The organism is Spiroplasma endosymbiont of Lariophagus distinguendus, assembly GCF_023846195.1.
Lineage (GTDB): Bacteria > Bacillota_I > Bacilli_A > Mycoplasmatales > VBWQ01 > Spiroplasma_E.
Map to the genome: position 1 here is coordinate 1 of NZ_JALMUW010000063.1, position 5,838 is coordinate 5,838.

The 5,838-nt window shown below is 26.2% G+C and carries 8 protein-coding genes and 1 pseudogene; 1 reads left to right on the forward strand and 8 read right to left on the reverse strand.

What is annotated here, in order from left to right; translation table 4 throughout:
* The 4 genes from M0D11_RS05045 to M0D11_RS05060 all read right to left on the reverse strand — a co-directional run.
* The coding region (locus M0D11_RS05045) for a beta propeller repeat protein (RefSeq protein WP_252320671.1) at positions 1-528 on the reverse strand (528 nt) is incomplete at its 3' end.
* A gap of 17 nt (positions 529-545) precedes the next feature.
* Positions 546-800 carry a hypothetical protein gene (locus M0D11_RS05050; RefSeq protein ID WP_252320673.1) on the reverse strand — a complete coding sequence of 85 codons (255 nt, stop codon included), beginning with the start codon at positions 798-800 and terminating at the stop codon, positions 546-548.
* A 138-nt stretch (positions 801-938) separates the two neighbouring features.
* Entirely contained in the window at positions 939-1,133 is a 195-nt protein-coding gene (locus M0D11_RS05055; protein WP_252320675.1) for a hypothetical protein, read from the reverse strand.
* 120 nt (positions 1,134-1,253) lie between these two features.
* Positions 1,254-1,643: a hypothetical protein gene (locus M0D11_RS05060; RefSeq protein WP_252320677.1), complete on the reverse strand. Its 390-nt coding sequence runs from the start codon at positions 1,641-1,643 to the stop codon at positions 1,254-1,256.
* 105 nt (positions 1,644-1,748) lie between these two features.
* On the opposite strand from M0D11_RS05060, the pseudogene M0D11_RS06980 reads away from it, so the two are divergent.
* A pseudogene (locus M0D11_RS06980) lies at positions 1,749-1,850 on the forward strand (IS5/IS1182 family transposase); the annotation flags it as partial.
* 84 nt (positions 1,851-1,934) lie between these two features.
* Here M0D11_RS06980 and M0D11_RS05065 read toward each other — a convergent pair.
* From M0D11_RS05065 to M0D11_RS05080, 4 genes are all read right to left on the reverse strand, one after another.
* Complete coding sequence (locus M0D11_RS05065; protein ID WP_252318950.1) at positions 1,935-2,555, reverse strand: IS1595 family transposase; 621 nt, start codon at positions 2,553-2,555, stop codon at positions 1,935-1,937.
* Between the two features lie 418 nt (positions 2,556-2,973).
* Positions 2,974-3,687, reverse strand: coding sequence for an Mbov_0396 family ICE element transmembrane protein (locus M0D11_RS05070; RefSeq protein ID WP_252320679.1), 714 nt, complete (start codon positions 3,685-3,687; stop codon positions 2,974-2,976).
* A gap of 17 nt (positions 3,688-3,704) precedes the next feature.
* On the reverse strand, positions 3,705-3,971 hold the full coding sequence (locus M0D11_RS05075; RefSeq protein ID WP_252320681.1) for an Mbov_0395 family pilin-like conjugal transfer protein: 267 nt from the start codon (positions 3,969-3,971) through the stop codon (positions 3,705-3,707).
* A gap of 172 nt (positions 3,972-4,143) precedes the next feature.
* A partial coding sequence (locus M0D11_RS05080; RefSeq protein ID WP_252320683.1) for an adhesin occupies positions 4,144-5,838 on the reverse strand: 1,695 nt, incomplete at its 5' end.

The following is a 5,838-nucleotide window of genomic DNA, read 5'->3' on the forward strand; positions in this document are numbered from 1 at the left end:
ATAGCTTGTGCTTGCATAAACAGTGTTATTATTAGCTACTGCTAAACTTTCAACTATTCCTTTTACTCCTGTCAATGCAAAAAAATGATCTGCACCAATTATACTTTTAAAAATGTTATTAAAAGTTCCAACATAAATATTATTTTCATTATCAATTGCTAAACTTTCTATTGTATCGCTTTTTCCATAATCTTGATTTCAACTTTTAATTTCTATAAATTTAATTCCATCAGTACTTTGATATAATTTACTAGTTGATAAAGAACCTTCACCAGTAGCAGTTCCAACATAAATAACACCATTATTAGTTACAATGTTACAAGTAATTCTCTCATTTATATCAATATCAATAATTCTATTGATAAATGGATTTGTATCATTTTCATTTGTGATAATGAGGTCTTTTTGATTGATTTGATTTGATTTAAAACCATGATTTACAACATTACTCGTAAATACTGGTTTTAAATTACTTGCACTTGTACCTACCAAAGTAGAAACTGCAAGCATACTTAATAAGTTTTTCATATTATTTATTCTCCTTATTATTTTTCTTTTTTAATTTTCATTAATTTAATAATAAAATTAAAAATTGTATGAGTCATAACTAAAATAAAACCAATTATTGTAGAAACTAAACCAATAATCAATCAATATGGATAAGGCAATTTTAAATATACGTGACTGGCCATAGTTATAATTCCAATTACACACAAAATACCACCAACTCCATAACCAATAATTTTTAACACTATATTTTCTAATAATATGATATTTTTTTCTGAAAAATTTTGATTCATAATTATCATCCCTTAAATCGGTCATATTGACTGTTTTTAGCGAAGTTTGAGTTTATGAATACCCAAACATACCATAAACTCTTTTCAACGCTTTTTAATTGTTCAAACCATATATTATTATACATTGTTACATATTGTTTACAAATTTGATTTTTCTTTAAAGGTTTTTAAAACAAAATCTTTTTCGATTTTTAAAATTTCTTCTAGTAAAAAAGATTTATTAATTTTTTTATCTAAATTTTTAATATAAAATTGTCATTTTTCATTATCACTTTTTAATCATATTGTTTCACTTATAAGTTTTTCTATTCTCCAAACTTGAAAAACCAACATCGAAGTTTTAGAAATAAAATAAGCACTACAATTACCACTTAAATTATTGTCCTTTAATCATTTTTGATAAGTTGATAGAAGCTCTTGCTCTTTATTTGTTAATTGTATAATTTTATCCTCCTAATCTTTTCATGAACTTTGATCAGAATTATTATTACTACTGTTTTTTTGTTTATCTAAAATTTGTAAAATCATATCTAATTTTTGATTTATGTTATTATCAAAATTAATCAAATTTTTCAAAGTTAATTTACTATGTGTAGTTAAACTTAAAGCGTCATTTGATTTATTTAATTGCTTTGAACTAACAAATCTTGCACTAATTTCTTTTTCACCAGTCGAACCATCACCCAAACCTTTGTATGTTTTTGTTAGATTTAAATTCAATTGAGTTAAATCAATGCCATAAAAATATCATAATTTTGTACTTGATTTATTTGCATAATGTTTACCTAAATAATGAATTTTTACTTTTTTGTTAGTAACATCAATACCAGTTTCTTCAAGCATTTCATTAATTACTGTTTGATAGTGCTTATTATTTTCTAAGAACCTGTTTGGAATCTTTTATAAAATAATGTAAAATGATTATATATTTTAAGATAAGGGGTATATATGCATAAAAATTATCCAAGTCATGTCACCAAAGAACAATTTGAGAACATAAGATCAATTTTAGAAAATAGCAAAAAGAAAACAAAACCAAGAAATTTAGATGGCTTTTCTCCCTTTATGTACTATTTTTAAATTTTATCACATAAATGCTGAGAAAAGCCTATCTACGGACTTCTCCCCACATTTTTAAATCAAACATAGCATTACAATTTCAAAACTAGGTATCTTATTGAATTTATATGCAGCTTCTTTTGCATATAAATGAACATGATGTTTTGCAACTTTGATATGTGTTTTAAATGTTCTTCTTATATGTTTTCAAACTGATTCAATTTGGTTGGTATTTACACCAGTTTTTGAAACATAGCTATCTTGATGATTGACTGTTTCATGCTTAGTGAAAACCGATTTAAAATCGCAATATCCTTTTCAAAAATCAGTATGTACATGACACTTTGAAGAAATGTGGTTTCTTGCAAACTGCAAAAGATTTTTACTTTTTGCATTTTTCAATACTTTCACAATTAATTTATTGGTTGTTTTTTCATAAATACCAACAATCAAGGTTTTATTCACCAAGGATCTTCCTTGTTTTTTAAAACCCATATGTGAAAGATACATTTCATCCATTTGCACTATGCCCTCAACAATAAATTGTGATTCTTGTTTGGCAATACAAGTTCTGATTTTATGACCCATTCTTCAAGCAGTTTTCAAAGTTACCCCCAATTCTTTTGCAACATCAGTTGATGGAATTCCATGTTTGGTGTTTATTCATCTAAAGATGAGATAAAACCAAGATTTCAAAGGTATTTGTGACTTGTAAAAAATGGTGCCATGAAGAATACTAAATGTTTGATGACATTTCAAACATCTTATTCTTCTTAAATCAGAAGTATTCAAATTTGTTCAATAACACCTGATACATTTATTTTCCTTCAAACTTACTATATATTTCAAACAATCTTGTTCTGTTTGAAAAGTATTGTTGAACTCATTCAATTTCATTGTTTCCTCCACAAGTACATGTGGGGAGAAGTCCGTTATTAATTAATTCACAATTTTGGATTACATATCAAAAGTTGTTATTTTTTATTTTTGAGTTTAACTTGCATATCTTTTTTTTATTATCAAATGCTAAATTTTGATAATCATTAAATTATTACGTTATAATGTTTTTGTAATAATGTGTATCAGTATTTATTGATGTGTAAACATTTGTGTATTATTCGTTACTGGCTTGCATTATTGCTTGGGTTAGTAAGTTAACAATAATATTCAATGTATAAAAAATAACTGGAATTGCTGGTATTGCTATAAACAATAAAAGCATGTTACGTAATGTTATTTTTAATTTACTGTGTTTTTCATCATCTAACATTATCTCAATCATTCGTCCAGCTAGTAGTAAAACTAATATTATTCCAGCAATAGATAACATTACAATTAATAGGGTTGGAAAACCATTTGGGTTATTGTTTTCAAAAAGTAAACGGTTTGCTAAATTACCACCAGACATAAAATAAATTATGTCTTGGAATTTATTTAAAACTCAAAGTAATGGTTTAATAAAAATTATATATAAAATTGCAAATACAGCTTTCATAATTGCCCCTAATAATCAACCCGGTTCATCTCCACCACTATCGTTAAGTGTTAATTGATTATAATGAACAAATATTCCAGAACCTACTTCACTGTGTGCATTGATAAAATTGTTTATTGTATCGGGTGAAATAATTGCTATAATGGCTGCAATAATTATAATCATAATAACCATTATTAACATTAAGGACAAGAATGCTATAATAAGAAACATAGCCATTTTTTTAATGACGTTGTTAACAATGGCTATGATATTATTTATTGATGTTGGTTTTATTTTTGCAGATTTACCAACAGCAAAAGGGTTTTTTAACCCTTTTTTCTTTTGTAACATTTTTTATATCCCCCTTTTTAAGAAATTCCTAAAATAACATCTTTTAATCCTAAAACTAGTGAACTTGCTAAAATTACAATTCCTAAACAAACTCCAACCCATATAATTCGCGCAATGGTTTCTTTACGTTGGTCAGCATTTTTTGAAAATTTACCGCCAATAGCATAGTAAGCTACCATAATAATGCCAATTACTACTGCTAAACTGATTAAAATTGGCATTCCTATTGTAATAATTTTGTTTCCAACATCTTGTAAATTACTATTTGTTGCTAATATCATCATGTATATCACCTACTTTCTCTTTTTCTAATTTCTTGTTTTTAAATCAATTAATCCTTTGCAAAAACCAAATATACATCCCAAAAGAAACATTATTTTTCTTAATAATCATAGTATTGGTTTGAAAAAAATAAATAAAAGAATAATAATTGCAAAAAATATTGTTCAGTTCATTTTATTTTTTTCCTTTTCTTTTTGTTTCTTCTTCGGCTTCATCAGCTTTCATTTGGGCAATGTCTTTTTCAGTTTGACGTTGGAAAGCTTCTGTTTTTTTCTTACGCATTGGTTCTAAAATAAATGGTGTAATAACAAATTTTTTTAATAATCAACCAAAAAGTAGCAATCCTACTAAACTACCAATTGCAATGCCAATAATAGCTAATACAGTTAATCCTTTTTTGTCATTGTTTGGTGGGTTATTATTTTGAATTTGTAATATAAAACTATTTGATTTTTCAGAACCATATTTAATAACAATTTCAACTTTCTCATTTGGTTGAAATCGCATGCCTTTAATTTCAAATGAAACTTTGTTTAAATCATAATTGCTTGTATCAAATTTATCAATTGTGATAGTCTTTGGTATTTGTTGTTTTAATTGTTCAACAATTTGTTCTTTTGAAATTATTTTTTTTGAAGAAACATTACCTTTGATTTTAAATCAATCAGCAACAGCATTAGCTAGTTGATTATCATTTGCTTGTTTAATTCATGATTTGCTTTCTTCAAACAATTTATTTAGTTGGCGAACAGAATATTCATGAATGTTATCGTGTCCATTTGCTTTTGCTCACTTTTCAAATTGTTTACCATTATCTGTATCAAAATAATGTGCAATTTCTTGTTTTGGAGCAATTTGTAAATAAATATTGTTATGATTTCCTAAATTATCTTGCAATTCAATAACATATTTTCCGTTGTTTGTTGATAATTGCGAACCATCTAAAACAATACCATTGGTTGGGTCGATTGTTATATTTTGTGATGTTTTATTTCATTGATTATCAGTACCATATACAAATCCAGTTATGACACTGCTTGCAGTTGGTTTAATCATTGTGATTTTACTTTCACTATTTGCATAGTAGAATGAATTAACTGTATTTGTGATAATGGTTTTATCAATTTGTCCAGCATAATCAATATCAACTTGTGTTGATGGTGATGTTGGTTTTAAATCAATTTTTAAATCAACAACTGTTGATGGTACAACATTATATTTAACCACAACTGAACCTTGATAACTTTTACTATCTTTTTTTGCCGTTAAAGTTGCTTTGGTATCTTTCTTATCAGTAATTTCAATTTGTGAAAAATCAATAATGCGAGAATTTTTTTGAGTAATTGCTGAAATGATAGTTTCATTATTGTTATCTAAAATATTTCCTAAGTTGTTATCGATATCAAATTTAATTACATCACTTAAATTTTCTTGTTTTGGTGGAATTGGTGGGTCTATTTTTGCCTGCATTGAAACAATAATTTTACTAGTGTATTGTTTTCCATCCAAAGTAAAAATCACTTCTAAATGATGGTCTTTTTCACTAGTTTCGGGTTTGACATTGATGTTTCATAATTTAGCTGTTTGTGGTTGCAAGATATTATCAAATAAAACCTTATCAATGTTGTTATTTTTAATTTCAATATTTAATTCCCCATCAACAGTAAGCAAGTTATTTCTTGTTCAAGTTTTCTTTTTAGTGCTATCAATTAAATTAAACTGACTTTGTTCTTTGGTTCACGACAAAGCAGTTTGTAATGTATAAAGTCCATTTATTTTTGCAAAATATAAGTTATTTGAGTTATCAATAACAGTTGACAAAATACGATCACTCACTCCATTTATTTTAATTGGAGTCGTTGACCCACT